Source organism: Rhizobium sp. Leaf262 (assembly GCF_001422245.1).
GTDB lineage: Bacteria > Pseudomonadota > Alphaproteobacteria > Rhizobiales > Rhizobiaceae > Agrobacterium.
The window spans coordinates 30,652-56,569 of the sequence record NZ_LMMM01000015.1 but is presented as its reverse complement, the minus strand read 5'-3'; the positions used below and the strand labels follow the sequence as shown (position 1 = coordinate 56,569).

Annotated in this window: 21 protein-coding genes and 1 pseudogene; 10 read left to right on the top strand and 12 right to left on the bottom strand. The window is 57.7% G+C overall.

The annotated features are described in order from the left end of the window. The first annotated feature begins 4 nt into the window (after positions 1–4). Positions 5–1,006, top strand: coding sequence for a branched-chain amino acid ABC transporter permease (locus ASF29_RS12895; protein WP_062451284.1), 1,002 nt, complete (start codon positions 5–7; stop codon positions 1,004–1,006). A gap of 9 nt (positions 1,007–1,015) precedes the next feature. Here the strand turns inward: ASF29_RS12895 and ASF29_RS12890 are convergent, their stop codons facing one another. Further along, on the bottom strand, positions 1,016–1,573 hold the full coding sequence (locus ASF29_RS12890) for a LuxR C-terminal-related transcriptional regulator (protein ID WP_082453494.1): 558 nt from the start codon (positions 1,571–1,573) through the stop codon (positions 1,016–1,018). 104 nt (positions 1,574–1,677) lie between these two features. Between ASF29_RS12890 and ASF29_RS12885 the strand changes: the two genes are divergently transcribed. From ASF29_RS12885 to ASF29_RS12875, 3 genes are read left to right on the top strand one after another with little or no spacing between them, the layout of a single operon-like run. Continuing rightward, positions 1,678–2,394: a CoA transferase subunit A gene (locus ASF29_RS12885; protein ID WP_062451085.1), complete on the top strand. Its 717-nt coding sequence runs from the start codon at positions 1,678–1,680 to the stop codon at positions 2,392–2,394. 1 nt (position 2,395) lies between these two features. Further along, positions 2,396–3,052 carry a 3-oxoacid CoA-transferase subunit B gene (locus tag ASF29_RS12880; RefSeq protein ID WP_062451084.1) on the top strand — a complete coding sequence of 219 codons (657 nt, stop codon included), beginning with the start codon at positions 2,396–2,398 and terminating at the stop codon, positions 3,050–3,052. Continuing rightward, positions 3,049–4,227 carry an acetyl-CoA C-acetyltransferase gene (locus tag ASF29_RS12875; protein ID WP_062451083.1) on the top strand — a complete coding sequence of 393 codons (1,179 nt, stop codon included), beginning with the start codon at positions 3,049–3,051 and terminating at the stop codon, positions 4,225–4,227. Before ASF29_RS12880 ends, ASF29_RS12875 begins: the two co-directional genes overlap by 4 nt. Positions 4,228–4,381: 154 nt before the next feature. Here the strand turns inward: ASF29_RS12875 and ASF29_RS12870 are convergent, their stop codons facing one another. From ASF29_RS12870 to ASF29_RS12855, 4 genes are all read right to left on the bottom strand, one after another. Then, positions 4,382–5,377 carry a TRAP transporter substrate-binding protein gene (locus ASF29_RS12870; RefSeq protein ID WP_062451082.1) on the bottom strand — a complete coding sequence of 332 codons (996 nt, stop codon included), beginning with the start codon at positions 5,375–5,377 and terminating at the stop codon, positions 4,382–4,384. Between the two features lie 51 nt (positions 5,378–5,428). Beyond that, positions 5,429–5,989 (bottom strand): NAD(P)H-dependent oxidoreductase, encoded by a 561-nt coding sequence (locus ASF29_RS12865; protein WP_062451081.1) that lies wholly within the window; start codon positions 5,987–5,989, stop codon positions 5,429–5,431. A 66-nt stretch (positions 5,990–6,055) separates the two neighbouring features. After that, entirely contained in the window at positions 6,056–7,951 is a 1,896-nt protein-coding gene (locus ASF29_RS12860; RefSeq protein ID WP_062451080.1) for a TRAP transporter large permease subunit, read from the bottom strand. Positions 7,952–8,202: 251 nt separating this feature from the next. Further along, a complete protein-coding gene (locus ASF29_RS12855; protein WP_062451079.1) occupies positions 8,203–9,105 on the bottom strand; it encodes a VOC family protein in 903 nt (300 codons plus the stop codon). Between the two features lie 265 nt (positions 9,106–9,370). On the opposite strand from ASF29_RS12855, the gene ASF29_RS12850 reads away from it, so the two are divergent. After that, on the top strand, positions 9,371–10,063 hold the full coding sequence (locus ASF29_RS12850; RefSeq protein WP_062451078.1) for a GntR family transcriptional regulator: 693 nt from the start codon (positions 9,371–9,373) through the stop codon (positions 10,061–10,063). Between the two features lie 53 nt (positions 10,064–10,116). On the opposite strand, the gene ASF29_RS12845 is transcribed toward ASF29_RS12850, so the two are convergent. Then, positions 10,117–10,962, bottom strand: a complete 846-nt coding sequence (locus ASF29_RS12845; protein WP_162237903.1) for an NAD(P)H-binding protein — start codon at positions 10,960–10,962, stop codon at positions 10,117–10,119. Positions 10,963–11,029: 67 nt separating this feature from the next. After that, positions 11,030–12,778 (bottom strand): CocE/NonD family hydrolase, encoded by a 1,749-nt coding sequence (locus ASF29_RS12840; protein WP_062451076.1) that lies wholly within the window; start codon positions 12,776–12,778, stop codon positions 11,030–11,032. A 355-nt stretch (positions 12,779–13,133) separates the two neighbouring features. Here ASF29_RS12840 and ASF29_RS12835 point away from each other — a divergent pair, with 355 nt between their 5' ends. From ASF29_RS12835 to ASF29_RS12825, 3 genes are all read left to right on the top strand, one after another. Continuing rightward, the gene (locus tag ASF29_RS12835; RefSeq protein ID WP_200925538.1) at positions 13,134–13,718 is read left to right on the top strand and encodes an amino acid synthesis family protein; all 585 of its coding nucleotides are present in this window, start codon (positions 13,134–13,136) and stop codon (positions 13,716–13,718) included. A gap of 37 nt (positions 13,719–13,755) precedes the next feature. Beyond that, on the top strand, positions 13,756–14,631 hold the full coding sequence (locus ASF29_RS12830; RefSeq protein ID WP_062451074.1) for a fumarylacetoacetate hydrolase family protein: 876 nt from the start codon (positions 13,756–13,758) through the stop codon (positions 14,629–14,631). A gap of 111 nt (positions 14,632–14,742) precedes the next feature. Next, a complete protein-coding gene (locus tag ASF29_RS12825; RefSeq protein ID WP_062451073.1) occupies positions 14,743–15,942 on the top strand; it encodes an alpha-hydroxy acid oxidase in 1,200 nt (399 codons plus the stop codon). 95 nt (positions 15,943–16,037) lie between these two features. Here the strand turns inward: ASF29_RS12825 and zigA are convergent, their stop codons facing one another. From zigA to ASF29_RS12800, 5 genes are all read right to left on the bottom strand, one after another. Further along, the gene (zigA, locus tag ASF29_RS12820) at positions 16,038–17,243 is read right to left on the bottom strand and encodes a zinc metallochaperone GTPase ZigA (RefSeq protein WP_062451072.1); all 1,206 of its coding nucleotides are present in this window, start codon (positions 17,241–17,243) and stop codon (positions 16,038–16,040) included. 665 nt (positions 17,244–17,908) lie between these two features. Continuing rightward, positions 17,909–18,859, bottom strand: a complete 951-nt coding sequence (locus ASF29_RS12815; protein ID WP_062451071.1) for an isocitrate lyase/PEP mutase family protein — start codon at positions 18,857–18,859, stop codon at positions 17,909–17,911. A 50-nt stretch (positions 18,860–18,909) separates the two neighbouring features. Then, positions 18,910–19,998, bottom strand: a complete 1,089-nt coding sequence (locus tag ASF29_RS12810; RefSeq protein ID WP_062451070.1) for an ABC transporter ATP-binding protein — start codon at positions 19,996–19,998, stop codon at positions 18,910–18,912. A 10-nt stretch (positions 19,999–20,008) separates the two neighbouring features. Continuing rightward, complete coding sequence (locus ASF29_RS12805) at positions 20,009–21,775, bottom strand: iron ABC transporter permease (protein ID WP_156462664.1); 1,767 nt, start codon at positions 21,773–21,775, stop codon at positions 20,009–20,011. A gap of 17 nt (positions 21,776–21,792) precedes the next feature. After that, positions 21,793–22,947 carry an extracellular solute-binding protein gene (locus ASF29_RS12800; protein ID WP_162237902.1) on the bottom strand — a complete coding sequence of 385 codons (1,155 nt, stop codon included), beginning with the start codon at positions 22,945–22,947 and terminating at the stop codon, positions 21,793–21,795. Positions 22,948–22,997: 50 nt separating this feature from the next. On the opposite strand from ASF29_RS12800, the gene ASF29_RS12795 reads away from it, so the two are divergent. After that, positions 22,998–23,840 carry a helix-turn-helix domain-containing protein gene (locus ASF29_RS12795; RefSeq protein ID WP_156462663.1) on the top strand — a complete coding sequence of 281 codons (843 nt, stop codon included), beginning with the start codon at positions 22,998–23,000 and terminating at the stop codon, positions 23,838–23,840. A 1,496-nt stretch (positions 23,841–25,336) separates the two neighbouring features. After that, a pseudogene (locus ASF29_RS25100) lies at positions 25,337–25,915 on the top strand (metal-binding protein ZinT); the annotation flags it as partial. Between the last annotated feature and the right edge of the window lie 3 nt (positions 25,916–25,918).

The window sequence follows — 25,918 nt, the reverse complement described above, 5'->3', positions numbered from 1 at the left end:
CATCATGAGCTTCCAAATCGAACGCTCCACTCCGGCCAGCAGGGCCACATCGGTCGTGGCTCTGTTGCTGCTGGTCATATTGATCGCCGCGCCGTGGCTGACTGGACGGGCCAATATCCGGCTGATGGGCGAAATTTTTTCTTTTCTGGCGCTGGCCAGCCTATGGAATCTTCTTGCTGGCTATTGCGGACTGGTCTCTGTCGGCCAACAGGCGTTCGTCGGCTTTGGCGGCTACATGCTCTTTGCGCTGGCCATTTTTCTGGGTGTGAATCCCATATTGGCGATATTCGTTTCCGGCATTCTGGGCGCGCTCATCTCCATTCCGATCGGGGTTTTGCTGTTTCGGCTGCACGGTGCCTATTTCGCCATCGGCAGCTGGGTGTTTGCCGAAGTCCTTCGCCTGTCTTTTGCGCAAACGTCATCGCTTGGAGGCGGGTCCGGCTCGAGTTTGCCAAGTGCCGTCGTGACCAGCATCGCAAGCAACAGGGAGTGGCGGGAGATTGCCGTCTACTGGACCGGACTGGCGATCGCTGTCGTGGCGTTGCTGTCCGTCGTCCTGCTTTTGAGGTCGAAAACGGGGCTGGCACTGACGGCCTTGAGAGACAGCGAGATTGCCGCAGAAAGCTTGGGAATCAACGCCTGGATGACAAAAATGACCGTCTATGTCTGCGTCGCAGGCCTCACGACCATGGTAGGCTCTTTCATCTTCCTGCAAAAACTGCGCATTTCTCCGGATGCTGCGTTCAGCGTCAATGACTGGACCGCCTACGTCATTTTCATCGCTGTCATAGGTGGCATCGGAACGATAGAGGGACCTATCATCGGTACGCTGGTGTTCTTTCTTCTGCGAGAAACGCTGGCCGACCTCGGCACGACCTATTTGATGATCCTCGGTGCGATGGCCATCATCATCATGTTGAAGGCTCCGCGTGGGATTTGGGGCTGGATCAGCGAACGGACCGGGGCATCGCTTGTCCCAATCCGCAGACGCGTGATGTTCAGGTAGGGCCCGGGATCATTTCTCCGTTGCAAAATGAGCGACGAGTTCTGCCGTGTTTTTAAGTCCGGCTGCTTTCATCAGCCGTGCGCGATGCGACTCGATGGTTCTGGCCGATAAGCCCAGTTCTGCGGCAATAGTCGCATTCGTTTTTCCCTGCGCGATGAGCGTCACGATCTGTCGCTGGCGATCGGTCAGCGTAAGGCGTTGCTGGGCAACGGGTCGGGCCAGGGGCTGGAAGCAGTATAAGGCTTGAGCGAAAGGGTCTTTTGCATGACGCGTTCGTCCGTGAACCTGACACCAGAACCGCCTGCCGTCGCTCGCCGTCATGATGCGTTCGTCATAATAGACCTTGCCACCGGGCAGATGGGCTTTCCACATGCGTCCTGTGCGCACGAAGTCGGCATGCTTGGGATAGAGGCGGGCAAAACTCTCATCGATCAGATCAAGCCGCAGGTAACCGAAAAGCCTGGCAAATTCCTCGTTGCAATCACGGATGATGCGGTGCGTGGCATAGACCATGGGCACCGGTATCTCTCTCAGCAAAAAGCGATTATCCTGGCCGTCTTCCGTCATCTGTTGCTCCCCCCGTTGCCGTATAAATACGGCTAACCGGTGCAACTGATCAAGCTTACTTTTAAAGAGCCATCGCGCATTTTAGCGGCGGAGAAGGAGGAGATATGAGGAAACTGAAAGCAACGGCGGCAGAAGCTCTGGCGGATGTCTTGTCAGACGGCATGACCGTGATGTCCGGCGGGTTCGGACTGTGCGGAATACCCACCAGCCTGATCGAGGCCATTCGCCTGTCTGGCGTGAAAGACCTGACGGTCATTTCCAATAATGCGGGCGTCGATGGGTACGGCCTTGGCATTCTGCTGGAAACGAAACAGATCCGAAAGATGGTTTCGTCCTATGTGGGCGAGAACAAGCTGTTTGCCGAGCAGTTTCTGTCAGGCACTCTCGAGCTCGAATTCAATCCGCAAGGCACGCTGGCAGAACGCATTCGCGCCGGTGGCGCGGGCATTCCGGCCTTCTACACCAAAACCGGGGTCGGCACCCTCATCGCGGAGGGCAAGGAGGTTCGCCGCTTCGGCGAAAGTGATTATGTGATGGAGACCGGGCTGGTTGCGGATCTCGCCATCATCCACGCCTTCAAGGCGGATAGCGAAGGCAATCTCGTCTACCGCAAGACCGCGCGCAATTTCAATCCGGTCATGGCGACGGCTGCAAAGCTCACGGTTGCCGAAGTCGAGCACATCGTGCCTGCGGGTGAAATCGACCCGGACCACGTTCATACGCCGGGAATTTTTGTTCAGCGCATCGTCCACGTCCCCAATCCGGAAAAACGGATCGAGCAACGTACCACGCGGACCAGAGCGCAGAAGGAGACCGCATAAGATGGCCTGGACACGCGAACAGATGGCAGCACGGGCTGCAAGGGAATTGCAGGACGGCTTTTACGTCAATCTCGGCATCGGCATTCCCACGCTGGTTGCGAACTACATTCCTGAGGGAATGGAGGTAACGCTGCAAAGCGAAAACGGAATGCTGGGTATGGGGCCTTTCCCCTTCGAGGGAGAGGAAGACGCCGATCTCATCAATGCGGGCAAGCAGACGATCACGGAACTTGCCAAAACCAGCTATTTCTCCTCCGCCGATAGTTTTGCGATGGTGCGCGGTGGCCATATCGACCTGTCGATCCTCGGCGCCATGCAGGTCTCGGAAAGTGGCGATCTCGCCAACTGGATGATACCCGGAAAGATGGTCAAAGGCATGGGTGGGGCCATGGATCTCGTGGCTGGCGTCAAACGCGTCGTTGTCGTCATGGAGCATGAGGCCAAGGGTGAGCCGAAGTTGCTCAAACATTGCAATCTCCCGCTGACGGGTCAGCGTGTGGCCGATCTCGTTATCACCGATCTCGGGGTCTTCACCGTTGCTCGTCAGGGGCCATCCAGGCTGACACTCATCCAGCTGGCCGATGGTGTTACCGTCGAGGAAATCAGAAAAAAAACGGATGCGCCTTTCGAGGTTGCTCTGGAAGGAGCTGTGTCATGAGTGGGATCGTCATCGTAGCAGCCAGCCGCACGGCGGTTGGCAGTTTCATGGGCTCTTTTGCAGCAACGCCTGCCCATGAGCTGGGGGCGGCTGTTATATCCAGCCTCCTCGCCAAGACGGGAGTAGCCCCGGAGGCCGTCGATGAAGTCATTCTCGGTCAGGTTCTGACGGCGGGGCAGGGGCAGAACCCAGCCAGGCAGGCTGCGATTAAAGCCGGCCTGTCAGAGCAGGCAACCGCTTTCGGGATCAATCAGGTCTGCGGTTCCGGTCTGCGGGCGGTTGCTCTTGGGGCGCAACAGATTTCCAGTGGTGACGCGACGATCATCGTCGCCGGCGGACAGGAATCCATGTCGCTCTCGCCGCATTGTCAGAACCTGCGCACGCCTGCGAAAATGGGCTCCGTCACCCTTCAGGATACCATGCTGGTCGATGGCCTGACAGATGCATTCAATGGCTATCACATGGGTATAACGGCTGAAAACGTGGCTGCTGCTTTCGGCATAACGCGTGAGCAGCAGGATGCCTTTGCCTACGAGTCACAGCGCAAGGCGGCTGCTGCGCAGGCTGCGGGCCACTTCAAGGACGAGATCACGCCCTTTACGATCGAAAGCCGTAAAGGGTCCGTTGTCATCGACCGCGATGAGTACATTCGCGCCGATGCCAGTCCGGAAAAATTCGCAGCTCTGCGCCCCGCCTTTGCCAAGGACGGCTCGGTCACGGCCGGTAACGCTTCCGGGCTCAATGACGGTGCAGCAGCCGTTCTTCTGATGTCGGAAGACGAAGCGCAAAGGCGAGGACTTCCTGTTCTGGCGCGGATCGCCTCCTGGGCAACGGCGGGTGTCGATCCAAAGCTCATGGGCACGGGCCCAATTCCCGCATCGCGAAAGGCCTTGCAAAAAGCTGGCTGGACGTCGGGCGATCTGGATCTGATCGAGGCAAACGAGGCCTTTGCTGCGCAGGCCTGCGCTGTGCTGAAAGACATGGAATGGGACCCAAATCGGGTCAATGTCAACGGAGGCGCGATTGCCATCGGCCATCCCATCGGAGCGTCCGGCGCAAGAGTGCTCGTGACGCTTCTGCATGAAATGCAGCGCCGCAAGGCTCGAAAGGGCCTCGCCACGCTGTGCATTGGCGGCGGAATGGGCATAGCCATGTGCCTCGAGATGGCAGCGTAACGAACGCCACCTGCCAAGCGCATGACGATTGATGAAATCGCAGAATGCGGTTGGCGGGTCTGTCGGGTTTACGATCCCGCCCGTTTATGGTGAAGGCGCTGGCGTCGGTGTGACGCCAGCGCCGAAGGTTTCATGAAGAGCCGGTGCGCCGGGCTTATTGTGCAAGCTTTGCCTTGAGCGTATCGAAAATCTTCTGCCTGTCGTCACCGCCTTTGATCCAGGCCTGCACGACGGGCTGCATCGTCTTTTCCCATTCTGCATGCTGTGCCTCGTCGGGCGTGATGATGGTGCCGCCGGTGCGCTTGACCAGTGCGACGCCGTCGTCGCTGGCCTTCTGCCAGACGGTGCCGAGCGTTTTCGTCAGCACCGCGCCGGAATTGATTTCGATGGCGTGGCGGGCGGCTTCCGGCAGGGAATCGAAACGGGCCTGTGACATGAAGACGGGTGTGAACGAGCCACCCAATGGCACCATCGTGTAGTATTTGCCGATTTCGTAAAGCCTGAAGGGTGGAACGCCGGTCATGTGGGTGATCACGCCATCGACCACGCCGCGTTCCATCGGCTGATACATGTTGAAGGCCTCGAGATTGATCATGGCCGCACCGGTGGCGTCCAGGATGGATGCCTTCATTCTGCCGCCGGCACCAATCTTCAGACCGACCGTGTCGGATGGCAGCTTTACGGGCTTTTCGGTCGTCATCAGCATGGCGGCCGTCGGCGTGCCGATGGCCAGCAGTTTCAGACCGGCGAAGTCGCGGTCGAACAGGCCTTCCTCATACATCGACCACAGCGCGTCCGACGCCTTGACGGCATCGTCACCGACCAGCGATGGCAGATACGTTACGTCGGCCTGCGGAAACCTGCCTGGATAATAGGAGGTAATGTCCATTGCGATGTCGGCGGCACCGCTCTCGACGATATCGACGAACTGCCCGGCCCTTCCCAGCGCTCCGGCAAAGTACATTTTGACGTTGAGCGTGCCTTGGGAATCTTCGGTGACTTTTTTGGCCCAGGGGATCAGCGCTTTGGAATTGTAGAACACCTGCGCCGACGACGAGACGGCAAATCGCAGTTCGATCGGCTCGGCATGCGCGACCGAGCCGAGGCAAGCCGCAAGCAGCATGGATATCAATAGAACGCGTCTTTTCATCATTTTCCTCCCATGATGATTTTGGCGATGCCTCTCATGCAAGACGTGACGTCAGCCCCGTTGTGCAAAGGCACCGAACGCCGAAAGGCGCTGGGTGATGAACTCGGCTGTCGCGGTGTCTGTAACCGCGCTGAGATCGGGTGCCATCTTCCCTTTGATCTGGGTGATCTGGACTTCCGGGCGCGCCAGAATACGGCAATCCAGCGCATGCAGGACGTTGCGGATCGGTGGGTGTGCCCGTGCGCCACCCAAAAGGCCGGGCGAGCAGGTAAACAGCGTCACCGGTTTTTCCGCAAGCGGATTGGGGTTGAGACGCGAGAGCCAGTCCAGGGCGTTTTTCAAAGCGCCGGGAATGGACCAGTTATACTCGGGCGATATGATGATGACGCCATCGACGGCTGCGATACGCTCGGCCAGTTCTGTCAGCGCCGCAGGCGCACCTGTTTCATCCAGAATATCCTGATTGAAAAGGGGAAGATCACCAATTGACGGCAATTGCTCAATAGTGATGTTGGCGGGTGCCAGGCTCTCAAGGCAGTTTCCCAGCGCACGGCTAAAGGATTGCTTGCGCAGACTGCCTGCAATGACGCCAAATCTCAGTTTCTTTTCCATTTCAACTCTCCAGTCGGTCTTGGCAGCGCCTGTGGCGGCTGCCCAAATTGGGTATTGTCGGGCGCGCTAACGCGTTCCGGGCAGCCACAGCGTGATGAACGGGAATGCGATCAGCAGCACGATCTTGAACAGGTCCGCCAGAATGAACGGGGCCACGCCGCGATAGATTTCCGGCAGGGTAAGCTTCGGATCGATCGACTTCATGATGAACAGGTTGAGACCGAATGGTGGTGTGATCAACCCTGTCTCGACGAGGCAGATCGTCAGGATCGCCCACCATACGGGGTCTAGTCCAAGCTGGTGGATCAACGGCAGAAACACCGGCACTGTGATGATCATGATGGCGTTGCTATCCATGACGGTGCCGAGCACCAGATACATGACCACGATCATCACAACGATGAGCATAGGCTCTTGCGTGACGGAGGTCATGATGTGCACGAACAAATCCGGCAGGCCGGAAATGCCCATCAGGAATGAGAAGCTGACTGCACCGAAAATCAAGGGGTAGATCAGCGCCACCGTTGCGGTCGTCTCACGCATCACGTCCCAGATGGTGTCGCGTCTGACGGCCCCTTTTATCACGGCGACGGTAAAAGCGCCGATGACGCCAACGGAAGCCGCTTCGACTTCGGTAAATATGCCGGTGTAGATGCCGCCGATCACCGAGCCGATCAGCAGGATGGCTTTCCAGGAAGCGGTAAGCGAAAAGGCGATCTCACGACCGGTCGAACGGGAGCCGGGTGGCCCGAGTTCGGGACGGAAGTGAGTGATGATCATGATGGCGACGATATAGAGGATCGTCGTCAGGATCGCCGGTCCAATGCTGGCGATGAACAGCGTCCCGACGGACTCCTCAGACAGGAGTGCGTAGATCACGATGAGGGTGGAAGGCGGTACGAGCTGTCCGAGCGGGCCTCCGGCTGCAACCGTCCCGGCCGCAAGCGAGCGACTGTATTTGCGCGATTCCATTTCTGGCAGCGCCACTTTGCCGATGGTGACAGAAGTGGCGAGGGAGGAGCCCGTCAGCGCCCCAAACCCGGCCGATCCAAGAACCGTTGCTATGGCGAGACCACCGCGAAGATGCCCGATCAGGGCGTGCGCACAGCGATAAATCTCACCCGACATGCCAGCAATCGTTGCGAAGGAGCCCATCAGAAGAAACAGCGGCAGAACGGCGAGGCTGTCGTTGAACAGCATCTCATGCACCTTGATGCCGAACATCGTCAGCCCGGGGCCGTTGCCCAGCAGGATCACGCTGCCCAACAGACCGGAAAGGCCCATTGCCGAGGCAACCGGGATCGTCAGAAGAACCGATGCCAGAACGAGGCCGAAACAGGCAAGCGCCAGATCGGCAGAAGGCATTTCGATGAGCCACAGCAGGAAAGCGCTGATGGACGGCCACCAGATGATGGCGATGGCCGCCAGGCAGACAATTACGGTCGAAACGATCGTTGAGATGCGCCGATTGAGTTGAAATGCATCGGCAACGGTGCGCGTGATGGGAACGATCTGCGCCAGAACTGCCAGTGACAAAAGGGTGGTCGTCACCTTCAGCATGGTGCCGGTCGGCAGCATGAGAATGGATGTCGTGCTGCCCAGTTCGCTCGCTCTGGCCGCCAGCGCCCATAATCTTGCCGTCACCAGCGCGAAAAAGAGAAACAGCGCCGAGGCGCTCAGAACCCGAAGCCAGGCAAATGCGATTTTGGGGACAAGGCCTTCCAGGGCGTTGATGGTGATGTTCACCCGGCCCATGACCCCGGCTGGAATGCAGGCCGCAACCCCCAGCGCCATCAGCGGCTGGGTGATTTCGTTGAGGCCACGGATCGGGCTGTGGAAGAGTTCACGCAGCACCACATCCGCAACGGTGATCACGGCAACAGCCACGATCGCCAGAACACCGAACGCGGCAATACGCTCCGTCACAGCCAAGGCTGTACGGTCGACCCGGGCAAGCATCATTTTGGTTCCTCCTAAGTCCTCTCAGGGAAGGCGGCGCTGGCAGAGAACTGCAAAGCTTTGGGCCGCATACCCGTCTCCCTTTTCAGTCTGACCGTGACGCTGTCGAAGGAGAGCGTCACGTTGGCGCTTTGACTGGCGGAACAGATCGCCTGTCTTTAAAACCCGCAGGGGATCACTCCTCCACTCCTTTGGGCTTTCATATTCGGTCCGGCTTTTCATATGACCCGGACGCGCCATCATCTCAGCAGGCGTCAGAGCGCCGCAAAGGGATGGAAATGCTGCCGCCATTCCAGGGGGGCGGGAGAACCCCAGACGTTCATTTCTCTGACATTGCCGGGTCTTTCGAGATTGGTGATGACGCGCGGCTTGAAATATTTCTCGTCGGCAATCGACGCCATCGGGCCAGAGCATTCCACCATCGCGCCGCTCGTGTCGAGATAGTAGGCATAAGTATTGTCGCCCGGACGGTGGCGTCCCGGTCCCCACAGGACCTGACGATCCTTCCGGTCGAGAAGGTCGCCCAGACGGCAGTACATGTTGAATTCCACGAATTCGAAGGAATAGTGGTGCAGCCCCGGACCCTGGCCTTTGACGAGACCGATAACGTGATGCTGGCGATTGCCGCCATAAAGCCAGGTCAGCGAATTGTCGACCATCTTTTCGGCCAGGCGCAGATCGCCGATCAAATTCAACTGCGCGAATGTCGCCAGAGGGTTCGGCGTCAGAATGTTCATGTGATCCAGTCGGCGCGGGCCGACGCCGAGCGTGTCTTGGCGTGGCTGGAAAATCGAGTCACGGATAGGCGTGTGGATTTCGAAGCGCAGACCTTCCGGTGTGGTGAAGGTTACGCCATCATCCATGCAGTCGAGGCTGGGACCATCGGCAACGATGGTGCAGCCTGCCTCTTCGATCCGGGAAGCTGCGCTTCGCACGTCCTCGGCGGTAAGTGCTTCTAGACCGATCGTGTGCGTGGAATTCTCTCCCGCGTCGATGACGACGAGTTCCGCTGCGCGGCCATTGGATGACAACCATGTTTGATTGCCGGTTTGACGGGTCACATGAAGTCCCAAAATATCTGTGGAATCGCGAACCAATGCCTCCGCATCCTTCGCGTTAATCTTCAAATGTCCCGTTGCGTGAACGATCTGGGCCATGCAACTCCTCCGCTGAACTGGCATAAAAAACGTCTATGAAAAGGCATAATCCGCACGAATGAGAAAATCAAGAAATTTCGAAAAAATTCTATATTGCGAAATTATTGATCTTTATAGTTTTGATTTTGCTGCAATGCGTTCTGCCTCCATAAGTTGAAATATGCGAAAAAACTTGAATTTTGCGAAATTTTCGATTATTATCTGTGGGTAACGTCTCGCTTGGAATCGCCGAGCCCATATTAGCCAGAGAAGGGAATGGTCCAGCATGAAAACCAAGGGAGAAACCCGTGCAGGAGACGTCCTGCTTCGCATTCGTGATGACATCCTGAGCTGTCGTTTGACCCCCGGTGAAAAGTTGCGCTTCGAAATCCTCAAGGATCGTTATGAGGTCAGCTTCTCGACGCTTCGCGAAGCGCTGGCAAGGCTGTCTGAAGAGGGGCTTGTCCTGTCTGAGGGGCAAAGAGGCTTTGCGGTTGCACCTGTATCCATTGCGGATCTCGAGGATCTGACGAATGCGCGCGTGCTTCTGGACCGTGAGTTGATGCGCCTGTCCATGCAATATGGCGATGACAGCTGGGAAGCCGGTATTCTGGCGGTCTTCCACCGGATGGAAAGGCTTCAGGAGAGACTGGGCGACAATTATCAGGCCGATGCTGAGTGGACGATGCTGCACAGCAAGTTCCACACGTCGCTGGTCAGCGCCTGCCGTTCGCCTCTGCTGCTGGAAATCCGGCAGAAACTGTTCGACAGGGCGCACCGCTACCGGCGCATGTCGGCGCAGTTCCGCACGAGCTGGCGTCCGAAAGAAGCCGAACACAAGATCATCCGCGATGCGGTGCTGGATCGTTCGCCGGAAGCTCTCGATCTGATCGAGCGTCACATTCGGGAAACGACAGAAAACGTTTTAAGCTCTGCGTCGCATCTGTTCTCTGCAGATGCCGGCGTGAAAGCAGCCTGACATAAAGAGGCCGGCCCGCGTTGCGCAGGCCGGCCTCTCTCAAGGGGTGAAGATCAACCCGTCACGCCTTCCGGCAATACGCGCGCAGCACTCCAGTGCTGGTGGACGCGGTCCTGCTTTTCGGCGGCATCTGTAATCGCCAATGCGAGATCCTCGACGGAAATGCCTGCAGGCTGTCCGTCTTCGACGGGTAGCAAATCGATCGTCGTGCGATATCGCCCTGTCACCTCGGGCTGGCCGAGCAACCATGGTGGCGATACGAAGCTCCACCGCAGGCTGAGGTCACTTTCGAACAGTTCGAGTTGGGCGCGACCGCCCATGCCTTTACCGAAAATCTTGTCTATTTCCCGATACCAGGTCTCGATGATCTCGCCCGTGAAATTGGCGTAGCGATCCTTGGAGGGATCAGCCAGAATCCGGTCGCGCTGTTCTCCCATTTCCTTGAAGGCGGGCACGCCGCCGCTCAAGATATGAAGGCGGTGCCAGTGAGCCGGCTCGGCGGCATTGAAGAACCAGTGCGGCCATTGCGGGTCTTCGAACATCTGGAACCCGCGTGGGGTCCAAAGGCTGGAGGCTCCTCCGATGTTGAGGAAATAGGCATCGGGAATGACTGCCTTGAACGCCCGCTTGATCCGCCAGGCCGCTTCCACCAACTGCGTATATCCAAGATAGCTGTTATCTTTCGGCGCGAAGGCGACCACGATTGCCTCATGACCGGCAATCGCCTCCTGCAATTCGGGAAAACGAAACAGGTCCGCTTTCTTGCGCGTCAGCAGCGGATGGTCTGCAATGCTTTCGGTATTGCGGGCAATGGCCGTTACCGCGTGTCCACGCTCGAGAAGCAGGCGTGTTACATGGGCGCCAATCGTTCCGGTGGCTCCGATTACTGCGATTTTCAAGATGTCCTCCATCATCATGCCTTGCCGTCCGGCAAGGCCTTTATTGTCAGTGCAGCTTCGGCGTGGCTTATCCGGTCACGGGCAAAAGCAGATGTGAATCATAATCGGGGCCGGTATGGATCACATGGCGACCGCGATTGATCGTGTCGGGGCCAGCAAGACCCGGAAACTCAAGGCCGGAGACCTTATGTCCAGCCACCACCAGCTGGATTTGCTGGCCAGCCGACCAGCGCATGCCAAGCGGCCATATCTGGATATCGACCGCAACAACCTCACCCGGAGTCAGTTTTTCGACGCGGTCGAAGGTATGGTACGGAATGGCTGGGCCAGACAGTTTCGGATCGGTCGCCCGCAAGGAGGCGCGCTGAATGCCCTTGGCGCCGGAAAACACCACCATACCGGATTGGTTTTCAGGGTTTTCCGGCGGTTCATCGCGGGATTTCCCCGGTGGCAGGAAGGTCCAGCAGCCGAGATGTTTTCCATCGGCATCGAGTTTTCGAACCTCTGCATAAAGATCGAGATCGTCGGCTTCCAGCGCTTCCACCCACAGACGCAGCTTGATGTAGCCGACGATTTCGGTGTCTCGCTCGAACCGGTGGGTAAAGACCGCACGCCCGGCCTTGTCGACAGGATCATAATCGACCGAGCCTGCCTTTTGCGGTTTGTCGAGTGCCATCGATCCGGATGTCGCATCGAGATAAAGCGGTGTGTATTGTGTATTGGCCAGCGGAAAGTCGGCTTCCGGTCTGTCGACCGTGTCTTTGCCGCCGGGGTCCAGCACGGCCAGCCGCACCTTCGGCACCGCATCCCATCCATTGTCGACGTCTTTCAGGAAGCGATCGAAGAACCGGCGCAAATCCTCGAACTCGGTGTAGTAGTCATTCCATTCATGGCTGTTGTGCACCCGCATCCATTTCTTCTGCGAGGCGATGCCGCGCCAGCCGTTGAAGGTGCCGACGGCATGGATGAGGTTCGTCCAGCTGGAGATGACATAGGTCGGCACGTCGATGCTGGCGAGGTCCGGTATCTTGTCTTGCCAGTATTCGTTCATCAGTGGATTGGCACGCACCATCGCCGGTATGTCTTCGACCCCACCGCCGCCCGAGAACTTGGACAGCATGTGATCGTTGAACCCGGTGTCGGGGATGCCGCCGCGTACGACGTCTGTCCGGTAGAGGTCGGTCCAGCCTTCGCAAGGCGAGATGGCTGCCAGATGCGGTGGCTTTTCTGCGGCAATGAACCATTGCACGATGGCAAGCCACGATGTTCCCGTCAGACCAACCTTGCCATTGCTCCATGGCTGGCGGGCGATCCATTCGACGAGGTCATGACCGTCCCGGCCTTCCTGGCGGCCCCAGCAATGAATGTCGCCCTCACTGCTCATTACACCGCGGGCATCGACGTTGACGACAGCGTAGCCATGCTGGCACCAGTAGCCCGGATCGACGCCTTCGAACATTTCCAGCCCCGAAAGCGCGCTTACCGGAACGCCGCCGCGAAACGGCAGGTCTTCAAAGGTAATCGCACCCCCGCCCTGTTTGCCGTAAGGCCCCCAGTTTACCAGCGCCGGCAGCGATTGATCATGGCCCACCGGCCTGAAGATATCGACATAGATATGCTTGCCGTCCCGCATTTCGACCGCGACGTCCTGATCCATCACGATATCGCATGTCAGTGAAAGCGCCCCTTCGCGCACCTGCGTTCCGGCGCGGAATGTCTTTTGAAGAGGGCGAAAGCCGGGGTAGCGCGCATCCGGATGGTCAGCCGGGCGCGCTTTTCGGAATACTCTTTGAATGCCGATATCTTGCTGTGTCATTCGATAACTCAACCTCCTCATTGGGTGACGTGCCGTTCATGACTGTCGGCGTCACTCCATATGCCTGCCGTAAAAATCTGACCGCAAATCATCGCTTCGCCGGAAGGGCGATCCGATAGCGTCTTTGCGTGACGCACAATGTGACTTGGAACAACCGCCGCGCCTCCCAGCACGACTCGGATTCATTTTTAAATCATCAGGCGGATGCCGAGAATGGACCGGCCATGATTAAAAAATATCCGTCATAAAAAATTTTGTCTAGCATAAATTTAATTTTCGAAATAATTAGTTTATAACGAAATTTGAGAAACGCATATGCCGGGCATCTCTGTCTGGCTGGCGAAGGGAGCGAATGATGGTTGAACTTGCATGCAGAAAGATCGCGGTCTTTGTGGAAGATATCTGGCACGATGGCGGAAAGCCGGTTGAGCATCCGCTTCGCAAGGGTGCCGCCGCGGCAATCGTCGCCAACCCCTATGCAGGCCGTTACGTCGAAGACCTTTCCGACTGGATGAAAGCACTCGAGGAGCTCGGTGCGACGCTGGCCCGGCGCCTGCTGGATGCGCTGGAACTGGAAGGCAGCGCGATCGAATCCTTCGGCAAAGGCACGATTGTCGGCATCAACGGCGATATCGAGACCGGCGCGGCCTGGCATGCACCGGGCGGCGCTGCCATCAAGAAACTGCTGGGCGTGCGTGGCTTCGTCTCCGCTGGCCAGATCATCGGCAACGCCGGAGATCGGCTGCATATCCCGCTTGTCAGCGTCCACAGCCCGTGGGTTCGCAGCCATTTCGATGGAATCGATATCAGCGTCGCCGACGGCCCCCGTCCCAACGAGGTGCTCTTTGCCCTGGCCATGTCCAACGGCGGCAGAGTTCATGCGCGCCTGGGCGGCCTGACATTTGCGGAAGGCGAGCGCGGCGAAGGCCCGAAATTCTGACCATTCACAGACGAACAGCTTTTGGAGGACCGATACAATGAAATTTGTCAGCTATGAAACGCAGGGGCAGGCCAGCTTCGGGCTTGTCCGGGATAACAAGATCATCGATTTGAAGGCGCGCCTGAACGGGTCCGTTCCCGATCTGAAGGCCTTCATCGCACATGATGACTGGCGCAAGATCGCCGAGGATGCGCTTGCGTCGGCAAGCGGTGAGGCGGATTTCGACAGCGTCACGCTTTTGCCCGTCATCCCCAATCCTGAGAAGATTTTGTGTGTAGCGCTCAACTACGGCGACCATGTCGCCGAGGCCAATGCGCATCTTCCCGGCGGTCGCGAAACACCGAAATACCCGATGATGTTTGCCCGCATGGCCGACACACTGTTGGGCCACCGCGGCGATATCGTGCGCCCCAAGGCGTCGAGCGATCTTGATTATGAAGCCGAGCTGCTGGTGGTGATCGGCAAGAACGTGCCCCGTTACGTCAAGCAGGAAGACGCCCTGCAATATGTGTTCGGCTATAGCGCCATGAATGAGGGAAGCATTCGAGACTACCAGTTTCACTCCCGCAATCTGACGCCGGGCAAGAACTTTTATCGCACCGGCGGCGTCGGCCCCTGGCTGGTCACCGCAGACGAGATTGCCGACCCGCAGGCGCTGGATATCGAATTCCGCCTGAACGGCACGGTGCTTCAGAAGGCCAGCACCAGCGATATGATCTTCCCGGTTGACAAGCTGATCAGTTACATCTCCGAATGGCTTCCGCTGAAGCCGGGTGACGTGATCGCCAGCGGTACGATGGGTGGCGTCGGCTTTACCCGCAAACCGCCGATTTTCATGAAGCCGGGCGACACCGCCGAAGTCGAAATCAGCGGTATCGGCGTCTTGACGAACGGTATTGTCGACGAGGTATAACAGTCCCATGCGCACTCGCCTTCCATGTCCGTTCAGCCATCACATGTGGAGCGAGTGCGCAATCCCGACAGTCGATGCGACGATGTCGGGTCCTTGTCTGGAATTTCATGCATGACGACGTTCTTTCCGCGCCGGGCGCTTGGCTCCATCCTCAATCTGGATGACTTCGAACATGCAGCCCGACGCCATTTGCCCAAGCCCGTCTTTGCCTATGTTGCGGGCGGCAGCGAAGACAATCAGAGCCTTGACGACAATAGAAGGTCATTCCGCGATATTGCCCTGATGCCGCGCGTCCTGCGTGATGTCAGCCAGCGCGCACCGATCACATCGCTGTTCGGACAGACGTTTTCCGCCCCCTTCGGTATTGCGCCCATGGGTCTCAGCGCCCTTTCGGCCTATCGCGGCGATATCGTGCAGGCTCGGGCGGCTCGAGCGCTCAGCATTCCGGCAATCATGTCGGGTTCCTCGCTGATCCGTCTCGAAGACGTGGCGCGCGAAGCGCCGGGCACGTGGTTTCAGGCCTATGTGCCGCCCACGCGGGAGCGCACCGAAGCGCTGATCCAGCGGATCGAAGCGGCGGGCTTCACCACGCTCGTCATTACCGTCGATGTCAGTGTTCTTCCAAACCGGGAAAACAACATTCGCGCCGGTTTCAAGACGCCGCTCGCCCCCGATCTCGCACTGCTGTGGCAGGGCATTTCTCATCCGGGCTGGACCATCAACACCGCCTTTCGCACGCTTTTGCATCACGGCGTTCCGCACTTCGAAAACAACGAGGCGACACGCGGCGTGCCGATCGTCTCCCGCAACGTTTCGCGAGAGACGGGCGGTCGGGACTGGCTGTCATGGGACGATCTGCATCGCCTGCGCGAACGCTGGAAAGGAAAGCTGGTCGTCAAGGGCGTGCTGCATCCAGACGATGTCGGCATGGCAGCCAGGGCGGGCGTCGATGCGATCATCCTGTCCAATCATGGCGGCAGACAATTGGATGGCTCTCCTTCGGCCATGCGTGTGCTGCCCGCTGCGGTCGCGGCAGCCGGAGACATGCCGGTCATGATCGATGGCGGCTTCCGGCGCGGTACCGACATCATCAAGGCGCTGGCGTTAGGCGCGGCTTTCGTCTGGCTTGGCCGCCCGTTCAATTATGCCGCCAGCATTGCGGGCGAGGCAGGGGTCGCCCATGCCTACACCCTCTTGCGAAACGAGATCCTGACCGACATGGCTCTGGTCGGTGTCAGCACCCTTCAGCAGTTGACCAGAGACCATGTGACGCGGAGCGGGTGGCCGTTTCAGGAGCGAGCCACGCAATAGCCCGTCGATGCGTTGATCTCAGCGTCTTCTTGGGCAAACCACAAGCTTGGCACCGGTATTGTCGACGCCAGTTTCAGTTCGCCTTTGCTCCAGAATCAAGCGGCCTGCCTCTGCCAGGACGGGAAGGGGTCGGGAAGATCCTGCCACAGCTCCGGTCGGAACTTTGCACTGTCGATCAGGCATGCGTCCAGCTCTGCCCGGATCGTCGCCTCATCCATCGGGTCGGCGCCGATGAACACGATCTCCTGACGACGGTCGCCCCAGACCGGGTCCAGATATGGCTTCATCATCTTTTTGAAACCGGGGTCCTTGGGCCAACGATCCCTGGGTATCGACGTCCACCAGAGCCCCATTTTCTGTGTCCGCACCAAGGCACCTGCCTGACTGATTTCGCCGACATGGTCAGGTCGGGTGGCAAGCCAGAAGAACCCTTTGGCCCGCACGACGCCGGGCCATGGGCGGTTGATGAAAGACTGGAACCTGGAAGGGTCGAACGGCCTCTTCGTCCGGTAGACGAAGGACCGGATGCCGTACTCTTCCGTTTCCGGAACATGATCGGCAAAGCCGTGCAGTTCCTTGAACCACAGTGGATGCGTTTCCGCTTTTGCGAAATCGAAACGTCCCGTGCCCAGCACGTCCCTCAGATCAACGCGACCGAAATCAGCCTCGATCAGCCTGGCGTCGGGGTTGAGACCCACGATGATTTTACGGGCTGCATCGCATTGTTGGGCGGTGGCGGTGCTGACCTTGTTGAGAATGACCACATCGGCGAACTCGATCTGCTCGACCAGGAGATCGACGAGTGTGCGGTTATCGTCCTCTCCTGCGGTTTCACCGCGATCAGCAAGAAAGTCGATGGAGCTATAGTCCTTGAGCAGGTTTGCCGCATCCACGACGGTCACCATCGTATCGAGTTTCGCGACATCTGCGAGACTACGGCCATTCTCATCGCGGAAGTCGAAAGTGGCTGCAACGGGAAGCGGTTCTGCGATACCGGTGGATTCGATCAGGAGATAGTCGAAGCGACCCTGCTCTGCCAGAGTTCGTACCTCCTGCAGCAGGTCATCACGAAGCGTGCAGCAGATACAGCCGTTGGTCATCTCCACCAGCTGTTCCTGCGTTCTCGACAGATTGGCCCCACCATCACGCACCAGTGTCGCGTCGATGTTCACCTCGCTCATGTCGTTGACGATGAGCGCCACGCGAAGACCATCGCGATTGGCAAGAATGTGGTTGAGCAATGTCGTCTTGCCGGCTCCCAGAAAGCCGGACAGCACCGTTACCGGTAATTTCGTAGTCATGTGGTTCTCCATGGATCGTAAAGAATGTCGAAGGCGTGGACCGCCGCAAGCAGAGCATCGCGGCTCATCACACGGCTGTTCCACAGCCGGATCGTCCGGTACGCCTCGCTGTGAAATCTCTTGGCAGCGTTGGACGAAGCGGTGTCCGGCTACGAATGTGTCGTGGCTACCGTGTCCGTGCGGGCAAAGTGGCTGAGCCGTGAGGAATGCGCCGACATCGAAAGGAAAAGGTCGTAACCAGCCACTTGCAGGATGTTCCCAATCGTTGGTGATACAAATCACTCACTCCCATCAAACCTGTTTCTCAGCGGTTGTTGGCCGCTTTCTGAAACAATATCGTAACGTTATACCAGAACGTATTTGAGTGTAATAACATTACACATGATACGTTTGTCAAGCTCTCCCAGTTGCCCGGCGGCTTGAGGGGAACGTTTTAGGGCTGAAAGATCGCGATAACGCCAAGACGGTCGGCAAGCTGTTTGCAGAAGCTGATCAGGGTTCGGAGACCGAAGCGCTCGCTCGTCGTCAGCCTGTTCAGCGCCGCCCGCAAAGGCCTCTGTCGGTCTAGATGCAGCGGGGATGATCGACGGACTCGGTGTGACTCGCATCCCCATGATCGATGAGGCGCGCTAAGGGCAGCGCCGGAGCCAGGGTGGCGGGAAGCTTTATTCTCCGTCGGCTTTGTATTTGGTAAGCGCTTCGGCAGGCAGGTATCTCTGTTCCAGTTCCACAACTTTTTGGAACCCCGTCAGTTCAAGAAAGCCGAAATCGACCAGCGGGTGCCCCTTGTTGGCGTCCAGAAGTTCATTATAGGCATCGACGCCGCGGCTCTGGTAGTCCTTGATAAAGCTGTGCAACGCCATGGACGCCACGACATTCATCTTGAACGATTGGGTCAGCAGGCCAAATTCCGCATATTCCGCTGCCGTCAATCGAGGGCGAATACTGTGGACGACGGCTTTCAGTGGAAAGTCCGGGAATGCGTTGCGCACGGCGCGAAGTTCGTCGCGGGATTTCAGCGCGACGACCATCAGAACATCCGCACCTGCCTCGATATAGGCGTGGCCGCGTCTGATGACCTCGTCGAGGCTTCCGCCCACCGCATTGCGCGCGTCGGTCCTGGCCATCATGACGACATCCGGATCAAGCTTGTCCCGCATGTCCTTGGCGGCCCTGAGCTTGCCGACCATGTCTTCGATCGAGACGACTTCCTTGCCTTCGGTGAACCCGCAACGCTTCGGCGAGGTCTGGTCCTCGATGAAAAAGCCTGCGGCTCCGGCCTTGATGACCTCGCTGACCGTGCGGCTCACTCCAACAGGATTGCCGTATCCCGTGTCGCAGTCCACCACGACCGGGATCGAGACGGAGTTGCAAACGCGCTTGGCTGCCTCGATCACTTCGGTCATGCTCAGCAGGCCCGCATCAGGCAGGCCGAACAGCTCCGTCGAAACCGCGGACCCTGACATGGTGAAAAGCCTTACACCAAGGGATTCTGCAATCTGCGCATGTTGAGGCGTCGAACCGGATACGGATGTGATTGGAAACTGCTTTTCCGCGATCAAACGGCGTAATTCCGTGCTGGGCCGGATTTTAATGAGATCGTCCCGAAAACGCATGGGAGTGTACCTTTCGCTGATAGTTTGAAACGGCGGTTGTATCGCCAATATTAGGCAGCAACCTCGAAGGTTCTGATTTGGGACGGGGGTATGAGAAGCGTGGCTTCATTACCGTTGAATTCGAGAGAACTCTCGACTTTCAGGACACTGCCGCCGATATCGAAGTTATATTGCCAGCTCGATCCGAAGTAGCTCCTGTTGAGAAGCGTCGCCTTCAAGCGGTTGAGTTCCTTGCCGTCCGGTTCGACACCCAGCCCGGCAATCACAATCTTGTCGGGTCTGATAGCGGCGGATGCCCTTCTGCCCACGCTGATTTTACCGGCATCGGCGACGGCTAGTCGCTGGCCACCGGCCAACTCAAGCACTGGAATGTCCGAGGAGCCTCCGCTCGCGATACCCTCGATGAAATTCACAGACCCGATGAATTCGGCCACGAACGGGTCGCTGGGCCGCTCGTAAAGTTCTCTGGGTGTCCCGATTTGGGCGATCTGGCCCTTGTTGAGAACAACGATCCTGTCGCTCAGGCTCAATGCCTCACCATGATCATGGGTGACATAAATGGTCGTGATGCCGATATCATTGCGAATATCCGCCAGCCAGCTACGGGCACGTTCTCGCAATTTTGCATCGAGGTTGGACAGCGGCTCATCGAGAAGAAGGATTTTGGGTTCATAGACCAGCGTGCGGGCCAGAGCCACGCGCTGCTGCTGCCCACCGGATAGTTCGTGTGGATAGCGCTCGCTCAATGCCTTCATTTCAACCAGTTGAAGTGTCGCCTCAACCCGTTCATGGCGCAGTTTGCGTGCGACTTTTCGCAGCCGCAAAGGAAACTCTACATTTTCGCGCACGGTCATATGCGGCCACAGCGCATAGGACTGGAACACCAGTCCCAGGTTTCTTGCCTCGATCGGCAGGCTGATTTTCTGTCGATCGTCATAGTAGGTCAGGTCACCGCACCGGATGCGCCCGCTGTCGGGAAGAGAAAGGCCAGCAATCAGGTTGAGCGTCGTGGATTTGCCGGAACCGCTGGGGCCGAGCAGGGTGACGAACTCGCCTTCCGCAACTGTGAACGAAACGTTTTCAACGGCGCGGGCCCCTTCGTAGCATTTGGTGACATTTTCGATTTCGAGATAAGACATGGATTATCACCTAGCGCGCGGAGGAGGCGAGAGCAGCAGCTTCAGCCTCGCGATGGTTGGAGGATATCGTGTTGCGCCGCCGGTTCCAGATTGCCAGAATGCCGCGGAAAATACCCATGAACATCAAGGTCATGACAAGCTGGATCGTTGCCAGGGCTGCGACCTGTCCGATCTGCCCCTGCAACCAGCTCTGTAGAAGATTTGTGCCGATGACCTGCGTGGCTGGCGTCACCAGATAGATGGCGATCGAGTATTCCTTGAAAAAGGAAATGAAGGTCAGAGAGAAGGCGACAAGCAGTGATGGTGCCAGCAACGGCAAAACGATGCGGAATGTCGTTGTCGACCAACCGGCGCCGCTCGCACGGGCGCTGGCGTCCAGATCACCACTGATCTGCAGCAGACCCGGAACGATAGCACCGAATGTTTTGGGAATGATCTGGGACGTATAGGCGATGGCAAGCAACCAGATGCTGCCGCTGAGAATGCCAAGCGGCGGAAAGAATATTACCGCATAGAAGACGCCGATCCCCGCGATCAGACCGGGAATGGCGCGTGGTATCATCGCGAGCGTCTCGAGTGTTCTTGCGAATCGAAATTCCGAACGTCGCGCCACGATGGCGACGAGAGCAACAAACAACGTGGCAATCAGGCCGCCGAAGACCGAAATCTTGATCGTGTTCACGATGGGCGTCAAAAACACATCGGACTGAAGAACGAAGGCGAAATTTTCCGTCGTCAACAGTTTCCAGAATGGAATCAGCGGCGTCATGAACGAGGTGCAGGCGCGGATGAAAAGGATGCCTATGGGCATCACGGCGAACAGCACGATGTAGAGCCACGCGATGATGGCCATCGGCCACCGCAGGTAGCCCAATTGAAACGGTTTGAGGTGAGACGCCTTGCCGCCGACCGTGATGTATCGACGATCGTTGCGAAGAATTCGTGACTGGATGAGGATGAGCAGTCCGACGATGGCCAGCAACAGAAGGGATGCCGCAGCGACCAGACCGTGAGAGGGTCGCATCGTCTGCAATCCATTCAGGTAAAGCCAGGGCATGAAGAGATGGATGCCGGCAGGCTCCCCGAACACGAACGGAATGCTGAACATATCGAGCGATGCCGTGAAATTCAAAAGCAGCCCGTAAGTGATCGACGGCATCATCAGCGGAATGGTAATTCGCGAGAAAATAGCGAAAGGGCCAGCGCCGCAGGCGCGCGCGGCTTCCTCCAGTCGCGAATCCATCTTCGCGGTCGCAGCAAGGCAATAGAGAAATGCAAGCGGTGCCTGCGTGGAGGCCGCGACCAGTGACATCCCCAGTAGCGAGTTCAGGTTCCATGGTGCAAAGCCCGCCCATTGCTGCACGAACAGCGTGAGGAAACCGGCGGGACCATAGGCAAGTGACCAGCCGAAGGCGAGAACAAGACTGGAGACGATCAGCGGTGCCAGGGTGCCGACTTGAAGCCATCTCTTGCCCGGCAGATCGGTGCGCCCGACGAGAACGGCCAGGACCAGCCCGATCGCTTGCGAAATGACCGTGGTCAATGCGGCGAACAGCAGGGTGTTCGCAAGGACACTCGGAAACTCTCGGTCTGCAAACAGGTCTACGACATTCTGCAAGGTGAAATGAAGGTCTTTGCCATAGAGCGGCCCGTCCACGAAGGCCTGGATGACGATCGGAATGAGGGGGCCAACCGCCAGCAGGGCGGTGATGATGATCACCGCCCACTGGATCAGGTCGGCCTGAAGGCCATGCCTGTGATGCTTTATGCGTTCCATCTGCCAGCGCCTGCCGATCACTTGCGCGCGAAGGCTTCACGCCATTTCGCAATATAGTCATCGTAGGTTTTGAACTGTGCGGCATCATAGCTTGGCATGATGACGTTCTTCTCGCCGACCTCTTCGACGATCGACGTGAGCGTATAGTCACCGTTGACATCGGACTTCTTCACGTCAGAGCGCAGCGGCGTTCGACCGCCTTCGACCAACCCCACCTGGCCCTGGAAGGACAGGGTCACATCGAGCCACAGCTTGGCGCTGTTGACGTTTTTTGCGGCTTTCGGAACGGCTGCGGCGCGAATGACCAGCGGTTGGCCGTCGTGAATGAAGTCCCAGCCCAGCACCTGCGCCTTGGCTGGATCCTTGGCAGCCTGCCAAGGCACGCCCGATGTCTGGAAGTAGCTGACGAGGTATTCGCCGGATAGCACCTTGTCGACCACGGTACCGGCCTGCCGCTCGCTTTTCGTCGATGGTCCGAAGGTTCGGAACCATTCCCAGGCTTCTTCGCCATGAAGGTCGGTAACGCCCTTGTGCCCGACATAGCTGGATGGATTCGTATCCGCACCGATGACGGCGATCCGACCCTTGAACAGATCCGGGTTCTCCTTGACCAGCAGTGCCAGATCGCCAAGCCCTTTCGGTCGCAGGTCTTCCTTTAAAAGCAGCTTGTTGTAGATCATGAGCAGCGGATCGATGGCGATCGTATAAAGACCATTGGCCGGTTTCGACCATGCGGGATAGAACTGCTCTTCCGGCGACTTGTAGGGCAGGATCACGTCTTTCTCGACATATTCGATCCATTTTTCAACGATCGTGGTCGAGATCAGATCGCAGGTGGGAGCACCTGTCCCGGCCTCCGCCAGATGCCGCTCCATCAGATCGTAACCGCTCAATTCCAGAATTTCGACGCGAATCCATGGGTAGAGCTCGTTAAAGCGTCGCTGAACCCCAGCCCAGGATTTTGCGGAAATATTGGAATAGATGAAAAGCCGGTTCTCTTCCTTCGAGCCATCGATGATCTTCTGATAGTCGGCTGGGTAATAGTCGGGAAGGGAGCCTTGAGCTGCAAATGCTGGCAGGCCTCCTGCCAAGATCGCCAAGCCTGAACCAACGCCAGCCTTCAAGACGGCGCGGCGGGTGAAGTCGAAACCTGTCATATCATATACTTTCATTGTCATATCGAGACTTGCAATCTGTCTGAAACCGCTGGTCATGGCGGGACTTGAAACAGCGCGCGGGTTTGTTTATGTGTAAGTTTCATTCAGTGAAATTCATTTCATTAAATGAACATTCCTGTCTGCCGTTCTCAAGCGCGGTTTTTTTAAAAACGAGGCAGCCATTGGAAGAATTGACCCGAAGACAAGCGGATCTGGGAAAAGACACGAAAATGCACAGCCCGGTGGGTGTGCTGGAGCGTGGCCTGTTCATTCTCGGCTCGTTCACGCAGGCGTCTCCGCGGCTGAAAATGCATGAAATCGCCACGCAGACGGGCCTCGACAGGGCGACCGTCTCGCGGGCGCTCAGGACGCTGGTCCAATATGGCTATCTGCTCAAATCAGCGGATGGAACCTACTCGCCGGGTCCGACGAATTTGCGTCTCGCCGCTCTGTTCAGCGCGACCTCCAACATCATCTCCCGAATACAGTCACCGCTTGATGCGATCAGCCAGCAAACCGGCCAGACCGCATCCTTCTTTTCGAGGTCGGCTGAAGAACGGATTTGTCTGGCAAGAGACCGCACGCAGCGAAGCATTCGTTACTTTCTCGAAATCGGTGCGACCGCGCCACTGAGCAATGGCGGTTCTGCGGCAAAGATACTTCGAGCTTACACGGGCGATGTGTTTCCGGACGCTGATGTGATCCGCAACCAGCGTTACTATATTTCCTGGGGCGAGATGCACAAGCAAATGGCATCCGTCGCCGTGCCGGTAAACGAGGTGAGTGGAGAGTTTTCAGGCGCTGTCGCTGTCACCGGATTCAAGGCCGATCTGTCCATCGAAGAGCTTGAAAAAATTGCGCTTATTGCACACCGTGAGCTTGAAGCGGCAGGTTTCGTGACCGGTTAGCACGCAGTAGCCGTCATGAACCGTCAGGCTGGGTACACAACCCTTTATCCTTCATTCACTGTCGACCACCCCACCGTCGCCTTTCAAACCCGCGCCACTTATCCACCGGGAGAACGGCCAGACGGGATTGCGTCGCCACAAGACGTTATGTAATAACATTTTCGAGCGGACGTCGATCAATCTCTTGGCACTGTCATGGCTGACGCACTGACAATTCGAGAGTATTTCACAGTCGAAATGTAATGTAATAACATTAATAAGGAGAGAAACACATGATGAGACGCCTGATTTTCAGCGTATCGGCCCTTGCATTGGTGGTTGGCCTGCACGGCCAGATAGCCTACGCAAATGACGACGAGGAAAGTATCACGGTCTACCGCGTCTTCGTTGGCGATCATGCAGATGGGAAAATCACGGCGTTCGATCTGGGCAAGGCTGATCATCGCTGGACATTCGCCACTGTTGGCCAGAGCAAACTCTACAGTGTGAATGACGGCGCCAGCATCGTGGCCGTTCAGTCCGAAAAGGATACGGTTCAGTTCATCAATAGCGGTATATCCTTGCACGCGCACGGTGATCACTCGGATATAGAGCTTGCCGATCCCGCCGCCGTAAAAACCCCGCTCGAAGGTCCTCGGCCTTTCCATGTCATTGATCATAACGGCAAGATAGCCGTCAATTTCGACAAGGGCGGTTATGCAGCGATCGTCGACAGTGACGCGCTGTCAAAGGGGGAGTTGAAGACGACGAGCCTGAAGCAGGCACGTGCCCACCATGGTTTCGTTGCGCCTGTCGGCAACGGCTGGGTTACGACCGTTGCATCGGATGCTGCGGTTGAAGGGGATGCCGCACCATCACGTGTCGGTCTACAGGCGGTCAAGGTTGACGGCACGCCCGCCGGCGATGTTGCCACCTGCACCGGTATTCACGGCGAAGCCTTTTCCGGTGCGTATCTCGCGGCTGGCTGCAAGGAAGGTATCCTCACTGTAACGTCAGGCAAGGATGGACCCGTGCCTGCTTTGCTGGCCTATCCTGCCGATCTCCCGGCCGGTCAGACCACCGGCACGCTTCTGGGTGCAAAGAGCATGCAGGTGTTTCTGGGTAACTATGGAGCCAAGGGGCTGGTCGTGGTCGATCCCGTCGATACACCGCATTTCCAGTATCTGGACCTGCCTTTCCGCCGTGTCGACTTCACGCTTGATCCGACAGATGCGCGTTTTGGATATGTCTTGACCGAGGACGGCTCACTGCATCGCATCAACATCCTGACCGCCCAGATCGCCCAGAGCGCGAAGGTAACGGAACCCTATTCGATGGATGGCCACTGGAACGATCCGCGTCCCCGCATCGCCATGGCTGGCGACGAGATCGTGGTGACGGATCCCAATCAGGGTCTGGTGCGTCGCATCGCCAAAGATGAGCTGACGGAAATCGCCGCCATCAAGGTCGAGGGCAAGCCCTACAACATCGCTGTTTCGGGCGGAAGCGGAAAGGTCCACGAACACGGTCACGACGAAACACATGCCCACAGCCACGGCGATCCGCAGATTTACAAGGGATATTTCGAAGACAGCCAGGTCAAGGACCGACCACTGTCGGATTATGCCGGCGACTGGCAGTCGGTCTATCCCTATCTCCAGAATGGTGGACTCGATCCGGTCTGGGCGCATAAGGCCGAAACCGGCACGATGAGTGCGCAGGATTACCGCAAGGAATACGAGATCGGTTACAAGACGGATGTCGACCACATCTCGATCAAAGCGGGCGAGGTCAGCTTTTACAAGAATGGCAAGGCCACCACTGGCACTTACACCTATGACGGCAAGGAAATCCTGACCTACAAGAAAGGCAATCGCGGCGTCCGGTTTATTTTCAAAAAGACTGCTGGCGATGAGGCGGCACCGCAATTCATCCAGTTCAGCGATCACAAGATCGCTCCTGAGAAAGCCGATCATTACCATCTCTATTGGGGCAATGACCGTACCGCACTTCTCTCGGAAGTTACCAACTGGCCGACCTATTATCCGTCGTCGCTCAGCGCAAAACAGATCGTCAGCGAGATGAAGGCGCACTGACTT